Origin of the sequence: Ruegeria sp. HKCCA5763 (assembly GCF_013034545.1) — a bacterium.
Classification (GTDB): domain Bacteria; phylum Pseudomonadota; class Alphaproteobacteria; order Rhodobacterales; family Rhodobacteraceae; genus Ruegeria.
Window position 1 is genome coordinate 34,507 of record NZ_WQGF01000004.1, and the last position, 25,888, is coordinate 60,394.

At 54.0% G+C, this 25,888-nt stretch carries 26 protein-coding genes and 1 pseudogene; 9 read left to right on the forward strand and 18 right to left on the reverse strand.

Going from position 1 to position 25,888, the window contains the following annotated elements; all coding sequences use genetic code 11:
• The first annotated feature begins 135 nt into the window (after positions 1 to 135).
• Positions 136 to 1,017, forward strand: coding sequence for a cation diffusion facilitator family transporter (locus GOV89_RS08680; RefSeq protein WP_171237981.1), 882 nt, complete (start codon positions 136 to 138; stop codon positions 1,015 to 1,017).
• 159 nt (positions 1,018 to 1,176) lie between these two features.
• Complete coding sequence (locus tag GOV89_RS22685; protein WP_216599088.1) at positions 1,177 to 2,010, forward strand: hypothetical protein; 834 nt, start codon at positions 1,177 to 1,179, stop codon at positions 2,008 to 2,010.
• 74 nt (positions 2,011 to 2,084) lie between these two features.
• Here GOV89_RS22685 and GOV89_RS08690 read toward each other — a convergent pair whose 3' ends face one another.
• From GOV89_RS08690 to GOV89_RS08700, 3 genes are all read right to left on the reverse strand, one after another.
• A complete protein-coding gene (locus tag GOV89_RS08690; RefSeq protein WP_171091450.1) occupies positions 2,085 to 2,732 on the reverse strand; it encodes a response regulator transcription factor in 648 nt (215 codons plus the stop codon).
• Positions 2,729 to 4,081, reverse strand: coding sequence for a sensor histidine kinase (locus GOV89_RS23065; RefSeq protein WP_171237982.1), 1,353 nt, complete (start codon positions 4,079 to 4,081; stop codon positions 2,729 to 2,731). The genes GOV89_RS08690 and GOV89_RS23065 overlap by 4 nt, the downstream gene beginning before the upstream one ends.
• A 154-nt stretch (positions 4,082 to 4,235) precedes the next feature.
• A complete protein-coding gene (locus GOV89_RS08700; protein ID WP_171237983.1) occupies positions 4,236 to 4,634 on the reverse strand; it encodes a MerR family transcriptional regulator in 399 nt (132 codons plus the stop codon).
• Between the two features lie 99 nt (positions 4,635 to 4,733).
• On the opposite strand from GOV89_RS08700, the gene GOV89_RS08705 reads away from it, so the two are divergent.
• Both GOV89_RS08705 and GOV89_RS22795 read left to right on the forward strand, forming a co-directional pair.
• On the forward strand, positions 4,734 to 5,057 hold the full coding sequence (locus GOV89_RS08705) for a hypothetical protein (protein WP_170724270.1): 324 nt from the start codon (positions 4,734 to 4,736) through the stop codon (positions 5,055 to 5,057).
• A gap of 4 nt (positions 5,058 to 5,061) precedes the next feature.
• On the forward strand, positions 5,062 to 5,280 hold the full coding sequence (locus GOV89_RS22795; RefSeq protein ID WP_245223166.1) for a GDCCVxC domain-containing (seleno)protein: 219 nt from the start codon (positions 5,062 to 5,064) through the stop codon (positions 5,278 to 5,280).
• Positions 5,281 to 5,418: 138 nt separating this feature from the next.
• Here GOV89_RS22795 and GOV89_RS08710 read toward each other — a convergent pair whose 3' ends face one another.
• The 8 genes from GOV89_RS08710 to GOV89_RS08745 form a co-directional block, all read right to left on the reverse strand.
• Positions 5,419 to 6,051, reverse strand: coding sequence for a tyrosine-type recombinase/integrase (locus GOV89_RS08710; protein WP_171176308.1), 633 nt, complete (start codon positions 6,049 to 6,051; stop codon positions 5,419 to 5,421).
• A gap of 230 nt (positions 6,052 to 6,281) precedes the next feature.
• Positions 6,282 to 6,692, reverse strand: a complete 411-nt coding sequence (locus GOV89_RS08715; RefSeq protein ID WP_171237984.1) for a universal stress protein — start codon at positions 6,690 to 6,692, stop codon at positions 6,282 to 6,284.
• A gap of 141 nt (positions 6,693 to 6,833) precedes the next feature.
• Positions 6,834 to 8,126: a TRAP transporter large permease gene (locus tag GOV89_RS08720; RefSeq protein WP_171237985.1), complete on the reverse strand. Its 1,293-nt coding sequence runs from the start codon at positions 8,124 to 8,126 to the stop codon at positions 6,834 to 6,836.
• Positions 8,123 to 8,737 carry a TRAP transporter small permease gene (locus tag GOV89_RS08725; protein WP_245223165.1) on the reverse strand — a complete coding sequence of 205 codons (615 nt, stop codon included), beginning with the start codon at positions 8,735 to 8,737 and terminating at the stop codon, positions 8,123 to 8,125. Before GOV89_RS08725 ends, GOV89_RS08720 begins: the two co-directional genes overlap by 4 nt.
• Before the next feature lie 70 nt (positions 8,738 to 8,807).
• The gene (dctP, locus tag GOV89_RS08730) at positions 8,808 to 9,797 is read right to left on the reverse strand and encodes a TRAP transporter substrate-binding protein DctP (RefSeq protein WP_171238089.1); all 990 of its coding nucleotides are present in this window, start codon (positions 9,795 to 9,797) and stop codon (positions 8,808 to 8,810) included.
• 104 nt (positions 9,798 to 9,901) lie between these two features.
• Positions 9,902 to 11,011: an alanine dehydrogenase gene (ald, locus tag GOV89_RS08735; RefSeq protein WP_171237986.1), complete on the reverse strand. Its 1,110-nt coding sequence runs from the start codon at positions 11,009 to 11,011 to the stop codon at positions 9,902 to 9,904.
• A 25-nt stretch (positions 11,012 to 11,036) separates the two neighbouring features.
• Positions 11,037 to 12,548 carry a CoA-acylating methylmalonate-semialdehyde dehydrogenase gene (locus GOV89_RS08740; RefSeq protein WP_216599087.1) on the reverse strand — a complete coding sequence of 504 codons (1,512 nt, stop codon included), beginning with the start codon at positions 12,546 to 12,548 and terminating at the stop codon, positions 11,037 to 11,039.
• Between the two features lie 34 nt (positions 12,549 to 12,582).
• Entirely contained in the window at positions 12,583 to 13,905 is a 1,323-nt protein-coding gene (locus GOV89_RS08745) for an aspartate aminotransferase family protein (RefSeq protein WP_171237987.1), read from the reverse strand.
• Between the two features lie 155 nt (positions 13,906 to 14,060).
• On the opposite strand from GOV89_RS08745, the gene GOV89_RS08750 reads away from it, so the two are divergent.
• Complete coding sequence (locus tag GOV89_RS08750) at positions 14,061 to 14,615, forward strand: cupin domain-containing protein (RefSeq protein WP_171237988.1); 555 nt, start codon at positions 14,061 to 14,063, stop codon at positions 14,613 to 14,615.
• Positions 14,616 to 14,985: 370 nt separating this feature from the next.
• Here GOV89_RS08750 and GOV89_RS08755 read toward each other — a convergent pair whose 3' ends face one another.
• Both GOV89_RS08755 and GOV89_RS08760 read right to left on the reverse strand, forming a co-directional pair.
• On the reverse strand, positions 14,986 to 15,666 hold the full coding sequence (locus GOV89_RS08755; RefSeq protein WP_171176312.1) for an IS6 family transposase: 681 nt from the start codon (positions 15,664 to 15,666) through the stop codon (positions 14,986 to 14,988).
• Between the two features lie 157 nt (positions 15,667 to 15,823).
• Positions 15,824 to 16,394 (reverse strand): annotated as a pseudogene (locus GOV89_RS08760) (IS6 family transposase).
• Between the two features lie 259 nt (positions 16,395 to 16,653).
• On the opposite strand from GOV89_RS08760, the gene GOV89_RS08765 reads away from it, so the two are divergent.
• Genes GOV89_RS08765 through GOV89_RS08780 form a run of 4 tightly spaced genes read left to right on the forward strand, consistent with a single transcriptional unit; the run spans position 16,654 to position 21,440 of the window.
• Positions 16,654 to 17,358, forward strand: a complete 705-nt coding sequence (locus GOV89_RS08765; protein ID WP_171237989.1) for a hypothetical protein — start codon at positions 16,654 to 16,656, stop codon at positions 17,356 to 17,358.
• Positions 17,358 to 18,383 (forward strand): phage holin family protein, encoded by a 1,026-nt coding sequence (locus tag GOV89_RS08770; protein WP_171176316.1) that lies wholly within the window; start codon positions 17,358 to 17,360, stop codon positions 18,381 to 18,383. Before GOV89_RS08765 ends, GOV89_RS08770 begins: the two co-directional genes overlap by 1 nt.
• A gap of 15 nt (positions 18,384 to 18,398) precedes the next feature.
• Entirely contained in the window at positions 18,399 to 20,081 is a 1,683-nt protein-coding gene (locus GOV89_RS08775) for a peroxidase (RefSeq protein ID WP_171176317.1), read from the forward strand.
• 15 nt (positions 20,082 to 20,096) lie between these two features.
• Entirely contained in the window at positions 20,097 to 21,440 is a 1,344-nt protein-coding gene (locus GOV89_RS08780; protein ID WP_171176319.1) for a cytochrome P450, read from the forward strand.
• A 602-nt stretch (positions 21,441 to 22,042) separates the two neighbouring features.
• Here the strand turns inward: GOV89_RS08780 and GOV89_RS08785 are convergent.
• The 5 genes from GOV89_RS08785 to GOV89_RS08805 are packed head-to-tail and all read right to left on the reverse strand — an operon-like array spanning position 22,043 to position 25,686.
• Complete coding sequence (locus GOV89_RS08785) at positions 22,043 to 22,603, reverse strand: TetR/AcrR family transcriptional regulator (RefSeq protein ID WP_171176321.1); 561 nt, start codon at positions 22,601 to 22,603, stop codon at positions 22,043 to 22,045.
• 4 nt (positions 22,604 to 22,607) lie between these two features.
• Positions 22,608 to 23,669 carry an NAD(P)/FAD-dependent oxidoreductase gene (locus GOV89_RS08790; protein WP_171176323.1) on the reverse strand — a complete coding sequence of 354 codons (1,062 nt, stop codon included), beginning with the start codon at positions 23,667 to 23,669 and terminating at the stop codon, positions 22,608 to 22,610.
• Positions 23,670 to 23,672: 3 nt separating this feature from the next.
• The gene (locus tag GOV89_RS08795) at positions 23,673 to 24,356 is read right to left on the reverse strand and encodes an SDR family NAD(P)-dependent oxidoreductase (protein WP_171176325.1); all 684 of its coding nucleotides are present in this window, start codon (positions 24,354 to 24,356) and stop codon (positions 23,673 to 23,675) included.
• Between the two features lie 3 nt (positions 24,357 to 24,359).
• On the reverse strand, positions 24,360 to 25,028 hold the full coding sequence (locus GOV89_RS08800) for a cupin domain-containing protein (RefSeq protein WP_171237990.1): 669 nt from the start codon (positions 25,026 to 25,028) through the stop codon (positions 24,360 to 24,362).
• A gap of 37 nt (positions 25,029 to 25,065) precedes the next feature.
• Entirely contained in the window at positions 25,066 to 25,686 is a 621-nt protein-coding gene (locus GOV89_RS08805) for a glutathione S-transferase family protein (protein ID WP_171176329.1), read from the reverse strand.
• Positions 25,687 to 25,888 lie beyond the last annotated feature (202 nt).

Consider the following 25,888-nt stretch of genomic DNA (forward strand, 5'->3'; position numbering starts at 1 on the left):
GGGATCTGATGCTGTCGCCGGTAGGAAGCCGTAAGGCCTATTCCCTTTTCATCAAACACCTGTTTTAGGTTTTGAACGTCGGAGCTCACCAAACAACCGAGTTTCTGTTCATGATTGACTGAGGGTCGTGGCCAAATGACACAAAAAATCGCTCTTTGGTCCATTCCGATATCCATTGCCGTACTGGCTCTGAAACTTCTCGCTTGGTGGCTGACAGGCTCGGTCGCGTTGTTGTCGGACGCAATGGAATCTACCGTGAATGTCGTTGCGGCGTTGCTGGCATACTTTGCGGTTCGGGTTGCCAATAAACCCCCTGATGAAAACCACCCCTTTGGTCACAAAAAGGCCGAGTATCTTTCCGCTGTCGTCGAGGGCGTACTGATTGTGCTGGCGGCGTTCTTGATCATCAGAGAAGCTGTATTGGCACTCCCAAACCCGCATCTTGAGGATGCGCCGCTTCTTGGAATCGTCGTCAACGTCGTTGCAACGGGCGTGAATGGCGCATGGGCCTGCCTATTGCTCAAAATCGGCAGGCGCGAGGGTTCGCCTGCATTGGAGGCAAGCTCCCGGCACATTTTTACAGATGTCATGACTTCAGTTGGTGTCATCGCAGGTCTGATACTGGCGCTTGCCACCGGCTGGTTGATCCTCGACCCAATCTTGGCAATTCTTGTTGCGCTGAACATCTTGTGGGAGGGCTGGAAAGTTATTCGGGCGTCCGTCGATGGCCTCATGGATGCGACCCTTTCGGATCATGACTTGCAGACCGTTTCTAATGCAATCGAAGCAAATCTCGGCGCAGCCTTAGAGTACCACGACCTCAAAGGGCGCAGGTCCGCAAATGTCATCTTCGTGGAGTTTCATCTTGTTGTGGACGGCACGATGCCAGTCAGCGCGGCACACGATATATGCAACGACATCGAGGAAGAATTGGAGCGTTTGTACCCGGGTTCGGTCTTTGTCATTCATCTCGAACCTGATGACGAATTGAAGGGTGACGGAGTTAGATCCCACTAAACTGGTCATTTGGCTCTACAAAAACACTATCGGCTTGACTGATCTGATTAAGACGTTCGGCTTGAAATTCGTCAGACTTAAGCCCGATGTGGGACAGCCGAACCAGAAGTAACCTGTCTCCAACGTCACGAAACGTGATGCTCAGAATTGGAGGCGAAAATGAAAATTCAAAGAAAGCTGGGTCAACTTCTTAGTACAGCGGCGTTGGCTTCGTTGATTGCGGCGACGCCTTATGTGCCAGCGTTTGATGCCGATGGTCGCCTACACTTTGAACCGTCATATGCCTTTGCCAAGAGCGGCAGGGGAAGCGACGGGGATGGTCGCGACGACAGAGATGATGACCGAGACGACAACTCAGGGTCCGGTAGCAGCGGCCGAGACGATGACCGGGATGATGATCGTGATGACGATAGAGATGATGATCGCGACGACGACAGAGATGATGACCGTGATGACAATTCGGGGTCAGGAAAAAGTGGTCGCGACGACGATGATGATGACGATGATGATGACGATGATGACTCCAAACGTTCCAATGAAGCTAGCGGAAAGAAGGATCGGTCTCAAGCAGGGGGCAAACCGTCGGGTTCGGCGGGGATAACGAAGGTCGAAACAAGCGCTAACGGCATTGAAGTGCGTTACGCCGACGGAACCAAGGAAGAGATCGAAAACGGTCGGTATGAGAGAAAGAATGCTCAGAACCGAACCGTTGAGGAGCGCCCCGCGACTGGCGCTGACGTCTCTAGGCTTCGGTCTCTAGCGAATGGTATCTCAATCGACAGCGTGCGTTCCTCTGGGCAAGGCGGCACTGCCGGAAGTCGGCCCACGAAAGTGGAAATCCAAGGCAACAACATCGAAGTTAACTATGCCAATGGTTGGAAGGAAGAGATCGAGTTCGGGCGCTACGAGTTGAAAGACCCGTACAACCGGACTGTTGTTGAGAGAAACGCAACGGCATCTGATCGCCGGAGGCTACAGGCGGTTGCTAACTGAACAGCAACTCCAGTCGAAGATTCGTTGGCGGCTTCTCTTGGTGAGGGCCGCCATCGTCTTGAAAGAAAAAGAAGTTATTCTGCTTTGTTCCATACATCATGGGCGATGATTGCAGCCTCTACCCGATTTCGCGCATGAAGCTTGGACAGGATTGCCGTCATGTAGTGCTTCACGGTCTTTTCCTGAAGGTCTAACTCGTCAGCGATTTCACGATTGCTCAGTCCTTTGGCCACGCGTCGAAGTATTTCTTCCTCACGATGCGTAAGGTCATCGAGAATGCTGCTGTTAATAGACATGCCGGTGTCAGCATTGATTTGCAGCAATACCCGCGAGGCCAAGCCCGGAGAAACGAACCCTTCACCTGCGGCGATGCTGCGTAAGGAAGCGGTTAGTTCGCTCGCGGTTACTCCCTTCACAATGTACCCAATAGCGCCCGCCTCCAAGGCGTCCGCGACATCGCTGCTGTTCTCTGAGACCGTCAAGATTGCAATGACGGGTGGATTTTCCATTGCCGCAATTTTACGTGTCGCGCTTATCCCGCCACCGGGCATCGAGAGGTCAAGAATAGCTATGTCCGGCTGATGCGTGCCGACCAGCGACACTGCCTCTTCAGCATTGGAACCGGCAGCCAAAACTTTGAAACCATCAGCTTCATCTAGTGTGCGTCGCAAACCATCCCTGAATATCGGGTGATCATCAGCTATTACGACGGATGTAGTCATGATGTGCCTAACTTTCTGGGAAAGAGTGTCATAGCAATGGTGGTGCCTTCGCCCGGTCTCGATACGACTTCAAACTTGCCGCCAATGCTCTCGACTCGATCTCGCAAGCCCATAAGCCCCTGGCCTCCATCGTCACGCAATGCGGATCCTTCTGACTTTCTAAATCCAGGCCCGTCGTCTTTGACCTTTATAATTATGCGGTCGGTTTGCACCTCAGAAGTAACAGTGCAGTTGGAATCTGGGGCATACCTCGCGGCATTGGAAAGCGTTTCCTGAAGGAACCGAAAAATGCACAGCTTGTCGGACAATGACAACTCTGGGGCCTGGCTACCCAAGAACGAAATCTCCGGTCGCAACGGGCTGTGTTCGGCGTGATCCTCCACTGCTCTCTTCACAACATCGGCGAATGACAGGCTGTCGATATCTGGCGCGGACAGCCCTCGCGATATTGCACGAATTTCAGCAAGAGATTTTTGCAGGGATTGCTGAATTTCCTCTGCCTCTTTAGGTCTTTCGGACCCTTTGGAAAACGCCGCCTCCAGTCTAAGGGCGGCGAGCGACAGGTATTGCGCAGGGCCATCATGTAGCTCAGCTCCAAGATTCTTGAGGAACCGATCTGTTTGCGTGGCATATCTTTCTGACGCCTCGACCACACGCGACCGCAGCAGCGCATTCTGCTCAGCCATCCTCTCACTTTCTGTCAGGCGCTGTTTAAGAAGAGCCCCCTGTCGTCGAATTGTTTTGTCGCCAATTGCAACGATGGAATACAGAACAATCGTACATGCCAGAAATGCGGAACCGACGACCAACCAACTTGTTCGCCTGGCCTGGGCTAAGTCTAACTCAAGCTGATCAGCTCTTTCGTAGAACTCAGCAACTGCGATGATTTCGCCGGACCAGAGTTCGCGGATGGGGCTGTAAACTTCAAGTAATGGTATTCCCAATGCCGCCTCTGCGGCGCTTTCGGCATGATCAAGCTCTTCGAAAGAGCCGGAGATATCACCGCTCCACGCCCGCCTTAAGTCATCTGTTGGATTGAAACTGTTTCCAATGATGTCTGTATCCGAGGCATGCGCAATCACACCGCCTTGCTTCCAGAATTTGTAGGAAACGATGCGGTCACGCATTGGTTGGGTCATAAAAATCTCGTCCAGCGCCAGGCTCGCTTGCTCTGAAAGGCGATCGCCATGTGCCAATTCCTGGCTGAGCGGGGATACTACGCTTTCCATATATAGAGCCGCAGTGTTAGCGGAGTTTTGCACGACTGCGTTCTGGATTCGATTTGACACCCACACCCCGACGATTGCAGTAGCAGTGCCCATCACAACGATGCTGGCCGCAAGAAACACTCGCGACAACGACCAATTGCCAATCGTCAGGTCAGCTACTTTCACTCTCATCGTGAAATCGACTATGAACTACAATCTGTTACCGCACCACAGACCTTGGTCTGACGCGATCTGGCTAAATCTCAGACTCTTTGATTCCGCCCAGCGGCCAGAGTCAGATATCATCCATCGTTCTAAGTCTTTGCAGCATCGGGCATTGAACGTTTCCGCTATCACAATTGGCCGTAAGCTCACTCAAGGCGCGCTCCAAACGTCTGAGCTCATCAATCTTGCTTCGAACGCTGGCAATGTGTGCCTCGGCCAGTTCTTTCACTGATCGGCAGTCTTCGGTACTCCCTTCTGACAGCTCCAAAAGCGCCTTTGCGTCAGATAGAGGAAACCCCAGGTCGCGGCATTTCTTCAAAGACCGAAGTCTACCCACATCGTTTGCTGAATAGAGGCGACGATTGTTCAGAGCTCGTGCGGGTCTTGGTACGATACCTTCGCGTTCGTAGTAGCGGATAGTTTCTATTCCAACCCCGCTTTGCCGAGAAGCCTCACCTATCGCAATCATGTGAAGTGCCTCCGCTTGATCCTGTAGTTACTACAGGAGTTATACGCTCTGAATGCCGGTGCCTCAACACATTCAAATCGAGTACCCAGGGAGCGAAAGATGAAGAAGTACTTGACCCTCAGCTACCTGGGATCGGTTTCCGCTCTGGGAGTTGCGACATGCTGTGTTCTTCCAATGGCCATGATGTTGCTCGGCTTGGGTGGCAGTTGGTTGGCGATATTCGGAAAAATAGCGGCAGCAAGCTACTATGTTCTCGCCATCTCAACAGCGCTGATCGCGGTTTCGTGGTTCGTAGCGCATCGAAACGGGACGTTGGCAAACCTGAAATGGTGGCTTGTCGGAAGCACGGCGATCACCGCACTGGCATGGGTCATCGTGTTCAATGAGGCTCAAATCAACGATTATCTAATCATGCAGATGTGAGACAATGACAAAACAAACTGTGGTGCTGGATAGCACTTTGACCTGCCCTCGGTGTGGGCATGTTGAAACCGAGAAAATGCCAACTGACTCGTGCCAGTGGTTTTATGAATGCAAATCATGCAAGTCAGTTTTGAAGCCTTTAGAAGGCGATTGCTGTGTCTTTTGCTCTTACGCTACCGTTCCGTGTCCGCCTATCCAGTTAGGGGACTGCTGTTGTGGATAGCTTTTTTGTGGGTTGGTTTCTGTGACTGCGGGCAATGCCGAAAGAATACAAGATCGAATATTTCGGGCCAAACCGGCCGTTCGCCACAGGGTTCTTGAACGACTGATATGGGCCGCCAACGAAAGCGGCCCGTAGTATTCAGATTTCAATGGCCTCCGCTATGGCAAGTGCGTCCTCAAGCTCAACACCGAGATACCGAACGGTGCTGTCCATCTTAGTATGTCCGAGTAAGAGCTGCACCGCGCGCAGATTGCCCGTCTTCTTGTAAATTTGGGTGACCTTGGTTCGACGCATTGAATGTGTGCCATAAGCGCTTGCTTCCAAACCTATAGACGTGACCCAATCACGCACGATCCGGGCATACTGGCGCGTTGAAATGTGCAAACGCTCATGGAAACGCCCTGGCCAAAGGTATTCGGACCCAACCATGAGCTCGTCTTCCATCCACTTCTCGACAGAGGCCCGAGTTCCTTCAGAAATTTCGAAGCGGACGGGTTTCTGAGTTTTACTTTGCAGCACGGAAGCCCGCTCCTTGATCTGACCAGAGGCCATGATGTCAACGACTTTCATCTTAACCAAGTCGCAGCCGCGCAACTTGCTGTCGATGGCCATATTGAAGAGAGCGAGGTCGCGATGGTTCTCTGCGAGCTCCAATCTTACTCGAATTGCCCAGACGTGTTTGGGTTTTAACGGCCGTTTTTGACCGACGATGCGTCCCTTGTTCCAAGCAGGGCGAAGCGCGCGAATGGCAGGTAAATTTGGTGTTTCCATAACTGATCCTCCTTTCCGCCATTCCCGCCCACAACGACAACCCGACGTTGACGAAAGAGGGTATCACAGGATGGCGCGTTGCCGCCGAGGTCGGCTGCGAGTCCTACCTCCCAAATGCCGCAAAATGAAACTCTTTTGGTACGCCAAAATTAGACCTAGATTGCCATGAGACGTGCTTATCACCGCAGATTTCACAGGGCAAAGTTGCTAACATGTTGCGGGTACCAGCGTCACAGACGGAGTACATGCACCGAACACTGAGCATGGCGAACAACGAGAGCAGCCGTGGAACCCAAAAAGAACTCTTTCATCCCAGGTTTATGTGAAGCGAGGACGATACAGTCGATGCCATGTTTGTTGGCGTATTCGGTGATTGCGCGACCTGCCGATTGGCTCTCGAGCAAGATAGACGACACGTCGGTCTCACTTGTTAGGCGCTCGGCCAAGCGCGCCTTTGCTTTTTGGAGAGATTTTTCTGCGATCCCTTCATCCATATAGTACATTATCTGTCTATTTGGGGGCTTATGGATATGCGCGGCAGTGATTTTTCCACCTTCGGATACAAGGGCATGTGCCGCCGCAAGCGCGTGTTCACTGATGCCATGCTCCAGAGACAGCGCGACTAGAATATTTTTGTACATTTTAAACCTCCGTATTTAGGTTTTCAGTTTTCTTCTGCGAACTGGCCTCTCCCACTTCATCTTTAGGAGGGCGCTCAGACACCCCAGCCGTAAGGTTGGGGTGCGTGCTATTTCGTCTCGGGCTTTTGCGCTTTCTTGCCACTACCGGCTGAGCAGGAGATCAGGCAGGAACAGGGCCAACTCTGGGACAAAAGTCGTCAGCATCAGCGTCGGAAGCCATGCAAAGACAATGAAGATCAAAGTCGGCCACAACATGCGCGAAACCGGTTCATCAAAGACCTGAGCACCGAGATAAAGTAGCGGCGCAGTTGGTGGAGTGATGTTCGCCATACCCAGGTTCACACCAATTACGGCCGCGAAATGGATCGGATCCATTCCAGTGCTCTGCGCGATGGGCAGCAAGATCGGTGTCGCCAGCAGCAAACCCGAGATATCGTCCATCAGCATCCCGATCAGGATCATCACGACGTTGATCATCAGAAGGATGACGACCGGATTGTCCGAAACGGAATAGACCAGATCTTTGGCCAACTGAGGTGCACCCTGCGAGATCAGGTTGTCCGACACGATCAGAACCATGAAGATCATGACCATGACCACACCAATCGTAACACCGGAATTCTGGATCGTCTGGGCCAGAGTTTTCCAGGTCAGGCCACGATAGAAGTAGATCGCGATTGGGATCGAGTAGACCACTGCGATACCGGCGGCTTCGGTCGGTGTCATGATACCGCCATAGATACCGCCAAGGATGATCAACGGCATCATAAGCGCAGGTCCGGCCAGGCGCGCCTGAACTCCGAATGTCGGCAGGAACGGCTTAGGACGTTCCGTCAGGTTGATGTCGTCATACTTCCGCAGCATGAACTGATTAACGATTATCAATAGCGTGATCAGGATGATCGCCGGAATGACCGTGGACAAGAAGCACTTTAGTACATGCTGCTGTGCGACCCAGCCATAAAGGATGTGCGACGAACTCGGTGGGATCAACAGACCTAAGGGGCTGGCCGCTACGATCAAAGCCGCCGATTGCCCACCCGGATAGTTGGCCTTTTTAAGGTGGGGCATCATGATGCCGCCGATACAGGTCAGCGTTGCATTGGCGCTACCGGAAATGGAGCCGAACACACCGCAGGCCAGAACTCCAGCCGCGCTCAAACCTCCTTTGATATGGCCAATGAACATTTCAGCCAGAGAGACAAGAGGGGCCGCGATTTTACCTTTCTCCATGATGCCTCCGGCGATCATGAAGAGTGGGATCGCCAGAAGTACAAGTGAGCGGATACCTGTAGAGCCGGTGGGCAAGTAGCCGGTGATGGATTGATCTCCAACAAGGGCGATGAAAATCAAAACCGATCCGAATGCTACATAAACGCTGACGCCCAACAGCAGCATAAAGCAGACGATTAGGAGACTTCCTCCGATGATCATTGGGTTTCTCCTTTTTGCATTTCTGATCTCAAGGGAAGCCCGAGCCCCTTGCGGATATGCACGTACAGATATGCCGCCGTGAACGTCGCCATGAGGCCAAAGGCAATCATGATCGCAATCCGCCAGGTCACAAACGGAATGCGCAGCACCGGGGTTGCGCGCAGCCGGGGGAATGAGAAGTCATCAAGCAGCGAGACATAACAGGCGTACATGAGGAATAGGATCACCAGCACCTCAACGGTCAGGACGACAAAGCCGCGCCACCAAACCAACCGAGGATTTTGGATCACGATGCCAAGAATATCCGCGTTGATGTGCAGGTTGCGGGCAGAGGCCAGAACAGCACCTGCAAAAAAGCCGATGATGCTGATTCCCAAAAGCCACTCTTCGTAGGCAAACAGATCACCGCCAAATCCATACCGGATGACAACAACTGCCCCAAATGTGAAAGCCATAAGGAAACCGGCAAACATAACGATCTGCCTCATGACAAAAGCCACTGCTTTCAGCGGATACCCAATAATGACTGGCAACTCGTCAGTGATTTTTTGCGAGCTCTTCTTTTCTGCACTTTCGACGACCAACGGACGCTCAGCTTCAGTGCTAGACATCTTTCTCCCTCCCTTTGTTGAGCTAGAGACGCAAAAAGGGCCAACTGATTAGCTGGCCCTTTCTCAGTGTTTATTGCTGTTCTTTGGCTGCCAGCAGGCGGTCGATGATGTCCTGACCGACGTTTTGTGCCATCGCGGGCCAGACCGTTTCCTGGACATGAGCGGCCATCGCAGCTTGTTCTTCGTCGCTCAGGCGCAGGATGGTGTAGCCTTTGTCGAGCAATTTCTGACCGAATACTTCGTCATTCTCACGGTTGTAGGCAAAGAAGTCTTCGGACGCCTTGGTCATCGCGGCTTGCAGCGCGGCCCGCTGTTCGTCGGTCAACTTGTCGAGTGTCCGCTGCGACGCGTAGAAAGTTGTCAGCTCTGAGATCGAATTGTATTCGACAAAGTGGGTGCCAACATCCGACTTGGCGAAGATCGAGTAAGTCGCGGTCTTCGTGCAGCAGATTGCTCCGTCGACAATGCCGGCCTGAAGTGCGGGGAAGATGTCGCCCCATGCCATGGTAGTCGCTTGATACCCTAGTTCTTCAACCATTGATTTCACGACGCTGGACGACCAGACGCGAATGTTCATGCCCTTGTCGTCAAAGGTATTCCAGTTCTCGGGCTCTTGCGACGAAACGATGCCGATGAACCCTTCCGGATTCTGCGCCATAACGCGCACACCATATTCGTCCGTGATTTCCTGTAGGATGGTGTTGAACTCGGAATCCATGTTGAGAAGCGTGCTTTCCATGTCATCCCAGCCGCCCAGCAGGAATGGCATTGACAGGAATTCCAGGCGTGGATCGGTATCGGCATAGATAAACGCTGAAGCCAGATCGATGTTGCCGCGTGCAACATCTTCGAACAGAGCTTCACCAGAACCCAGTTGGTTTGCCGGGAATACTTCGATCTTCAGGCCGACGTCTGCTGCAGCGACATCCGCTGCGACCTGCTCCATCATTTTCGTGCCCTGATGGTCAATCGGGAACACGCCGGCAAAGCGCAGTGTCATGTCTTCCGCTGCGGCTGCTGTTGAGAGTGTGGTTGCAGCAAGCAATACAGCGCCACCCATCGCGCCGAGGGCGCGGCGGTTAATTTTCGTAATCATTAAGGTTTCCTCCTCAGTGGTGGGTGTCCCGCCGCATTACGCGCGGCGGGACATTTCTTTGCTTCAAATCAGCAAATTTCCGGGGCGACGAACTCGTATCCAAGGTCATCGGCCACAGCCTTGTACGTCACCTTCCCGTCGGCCACGTTCAGGCCGTTCATCAGGTGACGATTGTCTGCGAGCGCCTGCTTCCATCCATTATTGGCTATAGCCAGAGCGTGCGGCAGCGTGACGTTGTTCAGTGCATAGGTTGACGTTCGGGCGACTGCGCCCGGCATATTGGCGACGCAATAATGAACAACATCGTCGACAATATATGTGGGCTCGGCGTGAGTGGTGGCTTTGGACGTTTCAAAGCAACCGCCCTGGTCAATCGCCACGTCCACGACGACCGCACCGGGTTTCATTTTTGAGATCAGTTCGCGTGTGACCAGCTTGGGCGCAGCAGCACCTGGGATCAGAACAGCACCGACAACCAGATCGGCATTGGTGACTTCTTCCTCCAGCGCGGCTTTGGTCGAATAGACAACCTTGGCGGACGCTTCGAAATGGTTCTCCAGCTTCTCAAGCACTGCCGGATTGCGGTCCAGAATGGTCACGTCCGCGTGCAATCCAACAGCCATTTGAGCCGCGTTGAAACCAACGACGCCTCCACCGATGACCACAACCTTGCCGGGCTTCACGCCGGGCACACCGCCCAGCAATACGCCCAGACCGCCCTTTGCTTTCTCCAACGCGCTGGCACCCGCCTGGATCGACATGCGACCGGCGACCTGGCTCATCGGTTTCAACAAGGGAAGACCGCCATTATCATCGGTGACGGTCTCATAAGCGATGCAGACAGCGCCCGAGTCGACCAAATCTTTAGTCTGTTCCGGGTCGGGGGCCAGATGCAGATACGTGTAAAGGATCTGACCTTCGCGCAGCATGGCGCGTTCCACGGCCTGAGGTTCCTTAACCTTCACGATCATCTCTGCATTGGCAAAGATATCGGCTGCGGTTTCGGCAATCTCTGCGCCAGCGGCACGATAGGCATCATCATCAGCCCCGATGCCAGTGCCGGCATTGGTTTCCACGATGACGTTATGACCATGAGAAACCAGTTCCGCGACGCTCTCGGGGGTCAGGCCGACCCGATATTCATGGTTCTTGATTTCCTTGGGAACACCAATGAACATGTTCTTCACTCCTTGGATCGGATGATCATTTTGCCGTTGGCATGACAAACTCGGCACCTTCCGAGATGCTTTCGGGCCAGCGCTGCATGATGGATTTCTGCTTGGTGTAGAAACGAACGCCTTCTTCGCCATAGGCGTGCATGTCGCCGAACAGGCTTTTCTTCCAGCCGCCAAAACCGTGCCAAGCCATTGGAACCGGGATCGGAACGTTGACGCCGACCATGCCGACCTGAACCTGTTTACCAAATTCACGAGCTACGTTGCCGTCACGGGTGAACAGTGATACGCCGTTACCAAACTCGTGGTCGTTGATCAGTTGCAGACCTTCGGCGAAGTTCGAGACGCGGACGCAGGACAAAACCGGGCCAAAGATCTCTTCCTTGTAGATCTTCATGTCGGGGGTGACGTTGTCGAACAGGGTGCCGCCCAGGAAATAGCCTGCCTCGTGCCCTGCGACGGTGTAGTCTCGACCGTCGACCAACAGGTCAGCGCCTTCATCGACGCCAGAGTCGATGTAGCCTTTAATCCGATCACGCGCAGCGGCGGTGACAATCGGGCCCATCTCGGCGTCCAGTTCAAGGCCATTCTTGATCTTCAGAGTTTCGGCGCGCTCTTTCAGGACCGGCATGAGTTTATCGGCAGCATCACCAACCAGCAGAGCAACCGAGATTGCCATGCAGCGTTCGCCTGCCGAGCCAAAGGCTGCGCCGATCAATGCGTCCGCGGCCTTGTTCATGTCGGCATCGGGCATCACCAGCATGTGGTTCTTCGCGCCACCCAGAGCCTGAACGCGTTTGCCATGCCGCGCACCAACCTCGTAGATGTAATTCGCAATCGGGGTCGAACCGACAAAGGACACAGCCTTTACGTCGTCATTCTCCAACAACGCGTCCACGGCGACCTTGTCACCTTGTACGACGTTGAATACGCCATCGGGGAAACCGGCCTTCTGCATCAGATCCGCGTACAGCAGCGCAGCGGACGGGTCGGTCGGCGACGGCTTCAGGATAAAGGTATTGCCTGCGGCGATGGCGATCGGGAACATCCACATCGGCACCATGACCGGGAAGTTGAAGGGAGTGATCCCGGCGACAACGCCCAAAGCCTGACGGGTTGTCCAGTTGTCCATGCCAGTGGAGACCTGCTCCGTGTAATCGCCCTTGAGGAGTTGTGGAATGCCGCAGGCAAACTCGATAATATCAATACCGCGCTCAACTTCGCCTTGGGCGTCGGTGAACACCTTGCCATGCTCAACCGTGATGGCGCGCGCCAGATCGTCCTTATGCTCGCGTACCAGGGCCAGAAAGTTGTTCATAAGGCGGGCGCGGCGGATTGGCGGTGTGTTTGACCACTTCGGGAACGCGGCTTTGGCAGCGGCCACTGCGTCGTCGACAGTCTGGACGTTCGCCAGTGACACCTCTCCGGTTTGCGCACCGGTTGCGGGATTGAAAACCGGCTGCGTATTTTCGCCGGAAGGAACAGTGATTTGGCCATTAATGTAGTGGCCGATCAACGCGATCGGGGATGCATCTTTCATGATGTCAGTCCTTTTTGGGTTTAGAAGTCAGGGGTTATGGCAGATCCGCCAATACCTCTCCAAGTGTTTGACAAAGTGTCGTTATTTCAGGTTCCGAGATGATCAGAGGTGGAGACAAGGCGATGATGTCACCTGTGACACGGATCATTATTCCGGCGTCCCAGGCTCGTTTCATTGCATCATAACCCCGCGCCCCAGGCGCGCCATCTCGTGGTGCAAGCTCGACCGCGCCTACCAATCCCAGACTGCGGATATCGATGACGTTCGGCAGACCTTTGAGGCTGTGAAGCTGATCCTCCCAGGGCTGCGACAGCAATGCAGCGCGGCGGAACAGATCGTTCTCCCTGTAACTCTCCAGCGTTGCCAGCGCGGCAGCACAAGACACCGGATTGGCAGAATAGGTATAACCGTGGAACAGCTCAATCGGCGCATCGGCGTTTTCCATCGCCGAGTCATAGATCTTGTCGGATACAATGACCGCACCCATCGGGATGACACCGTTGGTCAGGCCTTTGGCGGTTGTGATGATGTCTGGCTTTACATCAAAATACACTGACGCCGTCGCTGCCCCCAAGCGACCGAATGCAGTGATAACTTCGTCGAAGATCAGCAGAATGCCATGGCGGTCGCAGATCTCACGCAGTCGTTTTAGGTATCCTTTCGGCGGCAGGAGAACACCGGTGGACCCGGCCATCGGCTCAACGATCACAGCCGCAATGGTCGAGGCATCATGAAGCGCGACCAATCGTTCCAGATCATCCGCCAGTTCCGCGCCGTGTTCCGGGCAACCGCGGGAAAAGGCATTTTTCTCTGGATCATGCGTATGGCGCAGGTGATCAACGCCGGTCAGAAGCGTGCCGAAATGCATGCGGTTCTTCACGATACCGCCAACCGAGATGCCACCAAACCCTGTGCCATGGTAACCACGCTCGCGCCCGATCAAACGCGTACGCGCCCCATCGCCGCGCATTCGATGGTAGTGAAGCGCGATCTTTAGTGCCGTATCGACGGACTCGGAGCCAGAGTTAGTGAAGAATGCGTGGTTCATTCCCTCAGGCATCATCGCGGTCAGCTTGGCCGACAACTCAAATGCCTGAGGGTGGGAGAACTGGAAGTTTGGTGCGTAATCCAGCTTGTGCACCTGTTTTTGCACGGCTTCAACGATCAGCGGATCACGGTGACCCGCATTGACGCACCACAGTCCGGCGGTGCCATCCATGACCTTCCGACCATCAGAACTGGTGTAGTACATCCCCTCGGCTGCTTGGATCATTCGGGGCTCGCGAAGGAAATCACGATTGGCCGAAAACGGCATCCAAAACGATGACATTGCGTTGGGTTGATCGAGCACGTTCATTCCTCGTGAAACAGATTTTCATTTGATGACAAATCCTTGCAGAGTTCAGACCTTCAGCACATCCAGTTTTATTTTAATCTGCAAGTTATTGAAAAAAATCATTGCACCCCTAGAATGCTTTCGATCCAAAGCAAGAAAGCACTAGAGTAACGGTTTTGTCATCAGATCTCGAAACAGCCCGTCGTCTAAAGTTGATTCGGACGACCAAAGGCCTCAGTCAACGTGAAATGGCCAAACGCGCGGGAGTGGGTAGCGGGACGATTTCTCAAATCGAAAGCGGTTCGACTCAACCATCTGTGGCGTTGCTAAAGAAGATCCTTGCCTCGGTAGACGTCAATTTGGGCTTCTTCTTCAGTTTTGAGTTGCAAAACGAGGAGTCGTTTTTTTACCCGCACGAAAGAATGCGCGACCTAGGATCGCCCGGTGTCTCCTATTTACTTGTCGCAGGTGAGCGCCGAGACAGAAAACTCCAGATGCTCATAGAAGAGTACGAGGTTGGTGCCGACTCGGGTCGATCTGAACTGTCGCACGAAGGAGAGGAATGTGCGGTTGTGATAGAGGGCCGTCTTGAAGTGACGGTAGATGGGCAGTCCAGGGTATTAGGTCCAGGGGACGCGTACTATTTCTCAAGCATACTGCCACACAGGTTTCGGAATGCCGGTGATACGCCATGTAAAGTGATCAGCGCCTGCACTCCTTCGTCGTTCTGACTAAATGAAAGAGCTCTTCTGTGAGTACTTTAATATTTCTCGGGATAGTCAAACTCGACGACCAATTTAGAATGTACAAATGCAATCGGCATTCACAACCAGGGGCCATTTGTCTAATCTCTTACGCGATCCCCGTCGGCGGGCTTTTTAGATTTCGCGCGTGCAGCGAATGGCCGGAATGCGGGCTGCGGCTGCGAAATCCAACGAAGTGCTCAAAGTCGGCTCTGGGCCGTTGTCACACATCCCGGCAAACTGACTAATCGGCAGCTTTGTCCGCAGAGCGGTCGTTTATGCCGAGTGCAGCGAATAACCGCTACGGATCTGTTGCAAAGTTTCTTACTGACCGAAGAGTTGACACCGAACCCGCGGCTTATGCCGCCAGTTCTGCAAATTGACGAAACGGGCAGATTCCGGGCTTGATTTGGCCTTTGCGGATCATGTGTGCCACTTCGATCCCGTCCAGTGTAGCCGCCGCTGAAGCGAAGGCTTTGAACCCTAACATCGGCCGAGTGCGTCTCTTGATGAAGCGATGGTCCTGTTCCACGATGTTATTCAGATACTTCCGCCTGACCATTTCGATTGGGATCGGACAACCAAAGCCTTTCAGCATCTTGTTTATGGCTTTGATGCCGGCCGTGCTAGCTCCGCTATTGTCGATGACAATCTTCCTCGGAAGACCGTTGATCTCCAGCATCCTGGAGAAGAACTTTGTCGCAGCCGGTTTGTTTCGTCGCGGGGAAAGCATGAAATCAAGCGTCTTGCCGTGCTTGTCGACGGCTCGATAGAGATAGACCCAGTTGCCTATTACCTTGATGTAAGTCTCCTCCATTCTCCAAGAACGGTCGCACAGTCCCTTTCGTCTGCGCGCAACATCGGCAATTGCACTAGCGTATTTCGTCACCCAACGGTTCAGCGTCGTGTGATCTACCGCAACGCCGCGCTCGGACATGATTTCTTCCAGATCCCGATATGACACGCCGTATCGAAGGTAGAAGAACACAGCAAAGAGGATCACATCCTTGGGATATTGAGCGCCTTTAAAGGAGATCATGAGCTGGCTTTCGGCTGAATTACACCGGCCGCTATTCACTCTCTGTGTTCTTGAGCGTCAATGACAAAAAGTTTGCAACAGATCCTATCTAGGGTCAGGAGCATGGATGTGTCGCAAACTTTTAGAACGGCCCGTGCCAGCGACCTGCCGGACACGACTATCCTGCGATCTCGACAAATTGCAGAAAGCCCGACGTGGTAGTGCTGGGAAATTGCTGCTTGCGGATCGTGTTGGCGACCTCAATGCCGTCCAGAGTAGCCGAGGCGGATCTGAACGGCTTGAACCCGCACATGTGCCGCACGTGTCGTTTGATGAAACTGTGATCCTACTCGATCATTTTGTTTAGATATTTGGACCTGATCGCTTGTACTTTGGCAGAGCATCCGAACCGCTTCAGGATTCTGTTCACTTCTCGACTGCCGGCTGCATTTGCACCACTCTTGTCTATAACGATTTTGTTTGGGATTCCGTTTGACGACAGTGCTTTGGCAAAGAACCTGGTGGCTTCTGGACGATTTCGCCGCTCAGACAGCGTGAAATCAAGAGTGTTTTCCACTTCGTCGACCGCTCGATAGAGATACATCCACTTCCCGCGCACACGAATATTGGTTTCGTCCATGCGCCATGATCTCTTTCAAGTCACGATAAGAAACCGTGTGCCGCAGGTAGAAGTAAACGGCGCACAAAACTGCATCCTTTGGAAAATGACAGCCTTTCAAGGAAATCATGCTGAAACCTGTTGGAGAACAATACGCGGACACCAAAGATCGAAATCTATATGCTCGTTAATCCAGGCCCAAAGTTTGCGACACATCCTTAAGCAATCGTCCACGCAGCAGTTGTTATTTACGCGTTATGAGTCCTGAACCTAGCATCTTCAGCTACCGCCATTATTCCTCGACTCATTCTACAGCAGTGATAACGTTCAATTAGGATCGCTATGCATGCGCAATTTTTAAAATCAATTTGCTAACGAAAGGGATCGCCATGTCGAATATTGCCGGTAAAGCCTATGCAATGAATGTGGTCACGCCCAGCAATCCAAGAATAACCGGGATCAACCGCTTGCTGTTCATGGCGGCACGCGGAGTTCCATCAAATTTGCTTGGACTGCTAGGGCTGTCACTTATTCACTTCGCCCGCTGGGTAATCATCAAACCCAAGGACTGGCCCGATCTCGGCCAAGGTAAAGAGCAGGTAGAAGACGACTATGTGCTTTTCTGCTCAAACTTCAACGGAACATGGGACCAGTATATCGATGCCTTTTCCGACGGTATCCCGTCAGGTCTTGACCTGTTCTGGTTTTCCTCGATCAAGTACCCCAAGTCGATCCCGATTACGCCGTTCAAGAACTACATCACCTACAACCAGATCGATACCGACTATTACTACAACGCCACGCCCGGCTCTGCCCAACGTGACATCAAGACCAGCCTGCTGATCTATGACCAACTGCGCGACCTTACTGAAAAACATGGAAGATCTTCCCCCGAAGAATTCGCCGATGCCTACCGCGACGCCGCTTATGTTATGCAAAAGGGCCTTGGTGATCCTGGCTTCGGACCCGTCGCGAGCCTCGATACCGAACGTGCGGACGTTAATCGTGAGAAATTCGTCAACAAGGCACAATCCGGCTTTGACACCCTACGCGCTTCAGCCAAAGCCGCTCCAAAGCCACAGGGAGATCGCTGATGCCCGACCTCGATTCCGGCCATATTTTCCTGACCACGCTTGCCCCGATCAAACCCGGTGCCCCAAAGGACGATCCTCAAACCTCTTTCGAGCAACGCGCTCGCATCGCGCTTGCCGAATTGCCCACAGCTCATCAGTCACCGGCCACCGAACATACCAAATTCAACAGCCCCTTTGCCCGTAACACCCGCAACCACTTGGCGCGTATGTTTGTGCTTAGCGATGTGGTCTATAACGGACGCAACACGCAAAATACGTTGGTCGCCCGCCTTAGGCGTAGCCCTCCCCCGATCATTCCCCAGCATGTGGATGAACTGAAAACGCCCTATTTGGTATTCTGCGCGGATGTGGACGCGGTTTTGAAAGATGGCGATCGGCTACCCACCACTCTGAGCGCCGAACAACAACGCGAAGTGCGCGCTTCATATGCAGGCGAGCTCTGGAGAACAATGGAAGAAGAGCTTCGTGCGGTGTACTCTAACTGCTACGGCTTCGAACACGTCAATTCGGCAGAGCAGTTCGGGGATTACCTCGACAAATGCCATGTCGAAACTACGATGCCGTTCCATGATTACTACCTGGAGCTGCCAGAATTCCACAATCTGCCACTTACGCAACTGATCATCGGCGCGGTTGCCCCGCTGGCGATCGGTCTGTTCTCGCTAGTGCTCTGGCTCTTCGGTATCGCAACCGTGCCATTCTTGGGTCTTTCCAGCCTTGCCACTGGTCTCTTCGCGATTCTGCTTGGACTTGTTCTTGCAGTGATCTTCATTCGCTACGCCATCCAAAACGGTGAAAAACCCTTAGCCCCGGCCAAGTATGACGATCTACCTTCAGTTCTGAAGGCGCTCTATTTACAACAGAAATTCGCTGACTTCTTTGTCGAAAACCAGGCCAAGTCCGATACAGATCTGTACGCGGCTTTTGGCGACTTCATGTCAGAGCACGAACCTCTGAACACCAGAGTCAAAACGCAAAAACCAGGCGTCATTTCCTCGACCCACCCCGGCAATGTGAATTCTTAAAGACATGAGCACGACATGACACGCAATCTTAATCTCAATGACATTCAGGGGAACGTCATCCGCGCCTATGGCCGCCATTCCTTCCCCTTTGCCCGCTATGTATTTTTTCATTTCCCCAACCCCGCGGCCGGGCGCGCATTCCTTGAAGAAGTTCGCCAAAAGGTCACAACCGCTGTCCGCTGGAATGAAAAAAACCTAAAGCCGACCTGCACCACAAATATCGCCCTTACCTTTCCCGGAATGCTTGCCCTGCAATTGCCCGTGCGCACACTGCAGGCAATGCCAGCCGAATTCATCGAGGGCATGCGCCAGCGGGCGTTTATTCTTGGTGACCGCGACCAGACCAAGGTCGAAGATGCCAAAGACCAAAGTTGGTTAAAGCACTGGGACCCGATCTGGCAGAAAAGCCGCGCCCCTGGCACTTTGGGTTTTGGCGATGACGACGTACATGTGCTGGTCACTCTGAATGTGCAGAGCAAAAGCAAAACCGACCTTGCAACCCCACATCCTGAGCTGGAAGAGCGCACAGATTGGTTGCTCAAGGCCGCCAAAAAATGCGGCGTAACTCACCTGACCGGTGTCGGTGCCGAGGGCGACCAGCCTTATCAGGATGCCTCAGCCGTCTTTGAAGAGATCGGTGGCGCGATCCTTCCCACCCCAAAGGAACATTTTGGTTTCACCGACGGTATTGGCAATCCGGTCTTCGAAGGCCAACTGCGCGCCGAGGACGAAAAATCTGCCGTCATCGGGCGCGGTAAGTTGATGGGAAATGGCTGGGAACCATTGGCCACCGGAGAGTTTATCCTTGGCCATCCAGACGAAAGCCAGGAACTTGCCCCCACCGCCACACCTCCTGAATTCATGCGAAATGGCACGTTCTTCGCCTTTCGAAAATTGCACGAAAATGTCGGTTCTTTCGATGCCGTCGTCGCCGAGGAGGCCGAACAATATGCCAAGGTGATGAACGTTCCCATCGAAGAAGCCAAGGAAACCCTACGCGCCAAAATGTGCGGGCGGTGGTCCGATGGCGTACCGCTCTCGAAGGTGCCCACCTATGACGAATGGGTCGCCTTTGGCGAAAAGATGGGCTTCCGGGGTGAGGGTGTCGACCCGATCGAAGGTTACAAGAAAAACCTCGCCTATATTGCGTCTCCAGAGGCACGGGATTTCCGCTACGGCGATGACATGACGGGCTTCAAATGCCCAGGCGGTGCCCATATGCGCCGCATGAACACCCGCGACTATCTCGACCCGCTGAACAAGGGCGGCATTGACGAAACCACGGGCAAACCTTTCGAAAACCCCGAAGCCACCAGCGCTCTCAACAAACGCCGCCGCATTCTGCGGCGCGGTCTGCCTTATGGGCCACATAATTTTGAACATAAGGACGATGATACCGAACAAGGCGTGATCATGATCATCATGGGGGCCAGCTTGTTCCGGCAGTTCGAGTTCATACAGCAACAGTGGATTCAATACGGGCTCGATTTCCATCAGGGCAACAACACTTGTCCACTTCTTGGAAATCACGACCACCACACACGCCACACGATTCCGTCCGACCCGAGTTCCAACAAACCGCCTTATGTTATGAGTAAGCTCAAAACCTTCGTGGAATGCCGCGGAGGTGACTATTTCTTTGTGCCTTCCATGACCGCGCTGCGAATGATGGCCATGGGCATTGTTGATCCCACCTGATCGGAGCATCAGTGCATGATTACCGCCATTGCCAACATCTTCCTCAGCATCCTTCAACGCCTCGTCTTGTGGGGCGAGGGGCTTCTTTCCTTCGCCTGCCTACTGCCGGGCTGCCTTGGATCGCTTATGTCCGGCGGAATCGGCGTTTACCTACAAAAGCCAGCGTCCCAGCGCCGCGTCTTTGCCGTATTGCGCGCCTTCTGGCCTAATCTTACGTTCAACCGCGTGCTGATGAAATGCTACGAAAACACCGGCACTGCTATTGTCACCCGCCGCGCCGATTGTCTTGATGTGCTGAACCGCAACGAAGATTTTGAAGTCGTTTACGGTTCGCGCATGCGTAAACTGACCGAAGGCGAAAACTTCTTTCTCGGGATGCAGCCGGGCTGGGACTATACCCGCGACACGTCCGCCATGCGCCTTGCCGCGCGGATGAGCGATGTGGCTGAGATCGTGCAACCCCGCGCCGCAGATCTTGCCAACCGTATCATCGCACAATGCAAGGGCAAGATCGACATCGTCCCATCCCTCACGCTCGAAGTGCCTTGGGACATGACTGAAACCTATTTTGGCTGCGGTGCAAAGCCCGCGCAAATGCAGGAATGGACATCCAACCTGTTCTGGTACCTGTTCCAGGACCTTGGAGCTGACGCTGCGGGTGAAGCTCGTGCGCTGGCACAAGCCGATCTCCTGCGTGCCTACCTTGATGCACATATCGCGGAACGCAAGGCCAACCCTACCGAAACTCCGGACATCCTCAATCGTTGCCTTGCGCTACAATCCTCGGATACGCCGGGGATGAGCGATCTGGGCATCCGCAACAACCTACTCGGCCTTTTGATCGGTGCCATTCCCACCATCTCAAAGGCCAGCTGTCTCGCACTCGATGAGCTACTTAACCGACCCGAAGTGCTCGTCTCAGCCCGACGCGCCGCACGCGCTGACGACGACGCGCTTCTTGCCCAACACATTTGGGAGGCACTACGCTTCAATCCGTTCAACCCAGTGATCTACCGCCGAGCCTTGCACGATACCGAGATCGCACCGTCTACCCTGCGTCGCGCCAAAATCCGCAAAGGCCAGATCGTTTTCGCCGCGAACGCATCAGCCTGTTTTGACCGCCTTGACATACCAGCCCCCAACGAGTTCCGCACTGACCGCCCATGGAAGGATTACATCATCTGGGGTTACGGCATGCACCGCTGCTTTGGTGATACCATCAATCAGGCGGTCATCCCTGCCATCTTGAAACCGCTTCTGATCCAAAAAAACCTGCGCCGTGCGCCCGGCGCTGCCGGACAGATCCAACCAGGTATCGCCGGGTTCCCCGGCCATTTCCATCTAGAATTCGATACCTGAAGGGGGCAACAACATCGAAACCACTACTCGGCTGTTCTCCGGGGTTGACCTTGAGAGTTGGGTTGCCAACGCAGGGTTTTGATTTTCCAGTTTCCGAATTTAGAAAAGGTGGCATGGAAATCCAATTGCTCAGAACCTTTCAGGCGTGGTGATGGGTGTTCTGATCCACACCCCATACTGCGGCCCAACTTTAGAAGGGTGAGAGTGGAGGAACTGATGTCGCGTCAATCATGACTGTTTTCTCTTCTCTATGCTCGGCGGCAAAGCCGGCCACTTTGCGCGCGCGAAGATGCCTTTCTCGCTTCACATGCCCAAGCTTTGCTGAACGAACTGTCGGCGAGCCCGGAACCCGGCCCCGAATGACCCACCTGCCATCTACCGCTGAACATGATGCGGTTCTCGAATTGCTGAAGGCCGAAATTCATGACGGCATCAAAATGTGGACCCCACTTCAGACAGAGAGGAAGAAATTGCGGCCAAGCCAGACTCACTGTCACTCTTCCGGTGTGGTCTTCCACTCATAGATTTCTGGTGTATCGGCAGACACTCATTACCTAGCATTCCGCCGACGGCCTTGGCGATCGCTCAGGTGGAACGTTGGGTCAACAACGGGACTTCAAAATACCTATGGCTTCATCAAAAGTTTTGATGTTTTCCTCCGCCCGGGCGGTGAGATGCGCGCCCTCGAGCAATGCCAGAGCGGCGCGGGCCTCGGATGCCGGGTTGGTCACGCCCGAGATCGTTTTATCCTTCTGGCCAAGTTCAAAGATCGACTGAATCCGCTGGACCATCATGGCCCTGAAAGCTCGGATTTTTTCGATAACTTCATCAGACAGGCTTTCGCGACTACTGATCAGCGAGACACACAGGCAAAGTGTTTTACCATCGTTGAGTGCATCCCGGTAAAGCTGGACAAGAGCCTGAAGGCGTTCAGATCCAGTTTCATACTTATCCTCAATCTTCTGGCATTCGCGTTCAAGTACAGTGTGATAGCGGTCCATCAACGCTGCGGACAGATTGGCCTTAGTAGGAAAGTGATAGTGAATCGAAGCTTTGCGAATACCAACTGCTTCTGCCAGGTCAGCATAGCTAAACCCGTCAAACCCTCGCGCGCGTGCTGCATGTTCAGCAAAATCCAGTAACGCAGTTTTGGTATCCGACATGCTTTCAAACCTTTTCTTCAGCGATCAGGGCAAACGCGTTTTCCGCTGCTTCCAGGGCACCCTCGATATAGCCTCCGAAATGCGACGCCACCTCGGTTCCGGCGAATATCAGGCGATTTCCCCAAATCTGCGTCAAAGCCTGTGGCAATCCATATGACGGATGTGCGTATAGCGGTAGTTGATCCTCTTCGGTAGAGGTGAAGCGATCATAGGCCCAGTCCTTGATCAGCAGTGTTTCCGGTTTTGCGGCGTTGGGTCCGAACAGGTTGGTCAATTGGTCTTGCACGGCTTGTCGCAAGCGGCGCTGATCCCGGCGGGCGTGAGGTGGTATTCCGATAAAACCAAACAGGGCATACGGGCCGCTTTCGTCAGGCGAAGCATCGTGTATCTCGACCATTGGCCCACGGCGGCTCATGGTGTCGCCGGACAAGCCGGCTTCGCGCCAGAATGGTCGGTCATAGATGGCAATAGCCTTTGCCTGGCCTGCCATCCACGTGGGAACGTCCTTCATCGCGGTAAGCGTTTCCCGCGGTAGAGAAGGGGAATAGGTGATCTGGCTGGCCACACGGGGCGGCAGGGCCAATACCACCTTTTTGGCCTGGAATTCCTGCCCCGACTCTGTGTTTGCCGTTATTCCCTTGTGGGTCTGCGCCAGCGACACAACGGGTGAGGACAAAACCACGCGGGCCTTGGGCAGTTGGGCTGCCAACGCGTCGGTCAGTGCACTCAAACCGCCCTTGAGACGATATGACCCTTCCATAGACGCAAAGCCTCGACCGCGCTCGACGCGTCCATTTTCATCTTCAAAGCTGAGCGCGCCCATTGAGTATTGTTCGAACAGCGTCAACCCCAACTGGCTGATCAGCGCCGCAATCCGGGGTTGGCCGGGCCAAAACCAGGCGGGTCCTACATCGAAGTAACCTTTGCCGACCCGTTGGGTTAGAATGCGTCCGCCGGGTCGGTCCCGCGCCTCGACAAGCAAAAAGTCGCGACCCTCTTCGGCCATCCGCACCGCGAGCGACAAGCCCGACAGGCCAGCGCCAATGATCAACGTCTCAGTTTGCATATGTCAAAACCCCTCCGAAGCAGGTCGTAGGTCCAGCTCATGTGTCCAGGTCGATTGCGGCTGATGTGCAAGTTGCCAGTACGCCTCGGCAATCTCGCCGGGTTTGATCATTTTCGCCGGATCGAGACTATGCAAATCACGAGAACGAGGTGTATCGATGATACCGTCCACTATCACATGAGCGACATGCACGCCGGCTGGTTGATATTCTCGCGCGAGTGATTGCGTCAGCCCGCGCAAAGCGAACTTGGCGGACGCGAAAGCCGAAAAACGCGGGCCACCCCGCAGCGATGCAGTCGCTCCAGACACGATCAGCGTACCACCGCCGCCACGCACCATGGGTTGCAGCACGCATTGCCCAAGGACCACTAGCGATTGCACCATTGATGTCCAAGCCCGCTGATAATCCTTTAATGTGGTTTCGGGAAAGGGTGCGATCACCAGTTCAGCAGTATTGTGGACCACGATTTTTGGCGGGCCATAGGTCGCTATCAGATCCGCGATGGTTGGGCCGACAGCCTCAGGGTCGCTCAGATCAAGTTCATGAAAAGTGCCGACTGGGCTTTCCGGTCGACTTCGGCCGAGGCCAACGGCGGTCATGCCGCCAGCTTGAAATCGGGAAAGGAGAGACTGGCCGAGGCCAGCCCCAGCACCTGCGACAAGCGCCAGTGGATTAGCGGATTTCATATGCTACACCGCCGGTGGTTGGGCAAAGGGAAGGTGCCCGGTTTTCATCCAGACCTTTGCGCCTTCTGGTCCAGCTACGGCGGAAAGAGCTTCACCCTCGGGTAGGCGCAACCAACCTTTTTTCCCCAAAACGTCACCCCCGGTTGTGATTGAGCCGTCGATGACCAAAAGCTCGATCCCTCCCGTCGCGTCCGAAGCCAAGGTCGCAGCTGGGTCAAGATGGCTGTACGTTACGATCTCGCGGTCGTCCCTGTGCAGGGTTGCGCTTGCGACACCGTTCACTGGTGAAGCCAACTCTTCAGTCATGGTTTTGCGGAATTGGGTGCGATCTTCCATGTTGAACTGCCAGAGTTTGACGAAGATGGTGCATCCGGGTTCCGAGCCTGGTGTGTGTTCCGTGGTCGGAGGATTTCGCACATAGGTGCCGGCGGGATAGTCGCCGTGTTCGTCTTGAAAGACGCCGTCCAAGACTATGAATTCCTCACCGCCTGTATGGGTGTGGGCCGAAAATTTGCTGCCCGGTGCATAACGCACAATGGTGGTGGCGCGGGCGACTTCGCCACCGATCCTGTCCAGCATGCGCCGGTCCACACCCTTCATAGGCGAGGCCTGCCACTCAATTTGGTCGGAGTGAACAACGACACGGGACGTGAAATCCGAGTTGAGTTCCATGGGGAAAGGTCCTTTCGACTTAAATGTCAGGTTTCGCTTAGGCTGCAATAGACGGGCGGGTCGCTATTTTCGCACGCCAAGCCCTGAGTTTGGTCAGGCTTTCGGGAATTTCAACCTTGGCAAAATCGGCGAACGCCAATCCTGCAAAGGCTGTTATGTCAGCCACCGAGAATGTGTCACCGGCCAAGTAGTCGTTTTCGGCCAGAACAGAGTCCAGATACGCCATGGTATTCTCGGCGACCTCTTTCTGCTTATTGCCCCATTCGGCGCATTGATAGGTTTCAAGATCCGGGCCCAAGCCAGGTGTGGCATGGTGAAAATAGGTTCCAACCGCATTCAGTAGACCGTTTTCCGCACGCAGGTTCATCATTGAGATGCGTGCGCGTTCCTGTGCGGTCACACCTGTCAGCGAAGGGCCGTCGAACATTGCATCGATATATTCGGTGATCGCGTTGCACTGAGCAATATGTGATCCGTCTTCCAGTTCCAGGCAGGGCACAGCCGCATCGGGGTTCTTGGCCTTGAATTCGGGCGTGCGATGTTCGCCGCCCATCACATCCACCGGTATGAATTCCACTTTATCTGAAACGCCTTTTTCGGCCAGCGCGATGCGAATGCGGGCGGGATTCGGGAAACCCTCGACATCATAAATCTTCATTGGAATGCCTCCGTTTGGGATTGCAATATGCGAACTCTACCTATCAATAGGTAGGTTTACAACCTCATTTTTGAAATTCTTTCCTAGGTTCTAAGAAACAGGTTTTTTGTTAGTTCTTTAGGGTTCTGATTGCCGCACATTTCGCCTTTCGCAGTGACAACAAGGTCAGGATTTGGAACGGCACGCCGGTACGCAGGGAATA

Excerpts from the sequence above, each read along its gene's own strand:
- GOV89_RS08720 (WP_171237985.1), bottom strand. The coding sequence starts at position 8,126 with ATGATCATCGGAGGAAGTCTCCTAATCGTCTGCTTTATGCTGCTGTTG.
- GOV89_RS08725 (WP_245223165.1), bottom strand. The coding sequence starts at position 8,737 with ATGTCTAGCACTGAAGCTGAGCGTCCGTTGGTCGTCGAAAGTGCAGAA.
- GOV89_RS08690 (WP_171091450.1), bottom strand. The coding sequence starts at position 2,732 with ATGACTACATCCGTCGTAATAGCTGATGATCACCCGATATTCAGGGAT.
- ald (WP_171237986.1), bottom strand. The coding sequence starts at position 11,011 with ATGTTCATTGGTGTTCCCAAGGAAATCAAGAACCATGAATATCGGGTC.
- GOV89_RS22685 (WP_216599088.1), top strand. The coding sequence starts at position 1,177 with ATGAAAATTCAAAGAAAGCTGGGTCAACTTCTTAGTACAGCGGCGTTG.
- GOV89_RS08700 (WP_171237983.1), bottom strand. The coding sequence starts at position 4,634 with ATGATTGCGATAGGTGAGGCTTCTCGGCAAAGCGGGGTTGGAATAGAA.
- GOV89_RS08680 (WP_171237981.1), top strand. The coding sequence starts at position 136 with ATGACACAAAAAATCGCTCTTTGGTCCATTCCGATATCCATTGCCGTA.
- GOV89_RS08765 (WP_171237989.1), top strand. The coding sequence starts at position 16,654 with ATGTCGAATATTGCCGGTAAAGCCTATGCAATGAATGTGGTCACGCCC.
- GOV89_RS08785 (WP_171176321.1), bottom strand. The coding sequence starts at position 22,603 with ATGTCGGATACCAAAACTGCGTTACTGGATTTTGCTGAACATGCAGCA.
- dctP (WP_171238089.1), bottom strand. The coding sequence starts at position 9,797 with ATGGGTGGCGCTGTATTGCTTGCTGCAACCACACTCTCAACAGCAGCC.
- GOV89_RS08805 (WP_171176329.1), bottom strand. The coding sequence starts at position 25,686 with ATGAAGATTTATGATGTCGAGGGTTTCCCGAATCCCGCCCGCATTCGC.
- GOV89_RS08790 (WP_171176323.1), bottom strand. The coding sequence starts at position 23,669 with ATGCAAACTGAGACGTTGATCATTGGCGCTGGCCTGTCGGGCTTGTCG.
- GOV89_RS08715 (WP_171237984.1), bottom strand. The coding sequence starts at position 6,692 with ATGTACAAAAATATTCTAGTCGCGCTGTCTCTGGAGCATGGCATCAGT.
- GOV89_RS08780 (WP_171176319.1), top strand. The coding sequence starts at position 20,097 with ATGATTACCGCCATTGCCAACATCTTCCTCAGCATCCTTCAACGCCTC.
- GOV89_RS08775 (WP_171176317.1), top strand. The coding sequence starts at position 18,399 with ATGACACGCAATCTTAATCTCAATGACATTCAGGGGAACGTCATCCGC.
- GOV89_RS08770 (WP_171176316.1), top strand. The coding sequence starts at position 17,358 with ATGCCCGACCTCGATTCCGGCCATATTTTCCTGACCACGCTTGCCCCG.
- GOV89_RS08710 (WP_171176308.1), bottom strand. The coding sequence starts at position 6,051 with ATGGAAACACCAAATTTACCTGCCATTCGCGCGCTTCGCCCTGCTTGG.
- GOV89_RS08800 (WP_171237990.1), bottom strand. The coding sequence starts at position 25,028 with ATGGAACTCAACTCGGATTTCACGTCCCGTGTCGTTGTTCACTCCGAC.
- GOV89_RS08755 (WP_171176312.1), bottom strand. The coding sequence starts at position 15,666 with ATGATCTCCTTTAAAGGCGCTCAATATCCCAAGGATGTGATCCTCTTT.
- GOV89_RS08795 (WP_171176325.1), bottom strand. The coding sequence starts at position 24,356 with ATGAAATCCGCTAATCCACTGGCGCTTGTCGCAGGTGCTGGGGCTGGC.
- GOV89_RS22795 (WP_245223166.1), top strand. The coding sequence starts at position 5,062 with ATGACAAAACAAACTGTGGTGCTGGATAGCACTTTGACCTGCCCTCGG.
- GOV89_RS08705 (WP_170724270.1), top strand. The coding sequence starts at position 4,734 with ATGAAGAAGTACTTGACCCTCAGCTACCTGGGATCGGTTTCCGCTCTG.
- GOV89_RS08740 (WP_216599087.1), bottom strand. The coding sequence starts at position 12,548 with ATGAAAGATGCATCCCCGATCGCGTTGATCGGCCACTACATTAATGGC.
- GOV89_RS08745 (WP_171237987.1), bottom strand. The coding sequence starts at position 13,905 with ATGAACGTGCTCGATCAACCCAACGCAATGTCATCGTTTTGGATGCCG.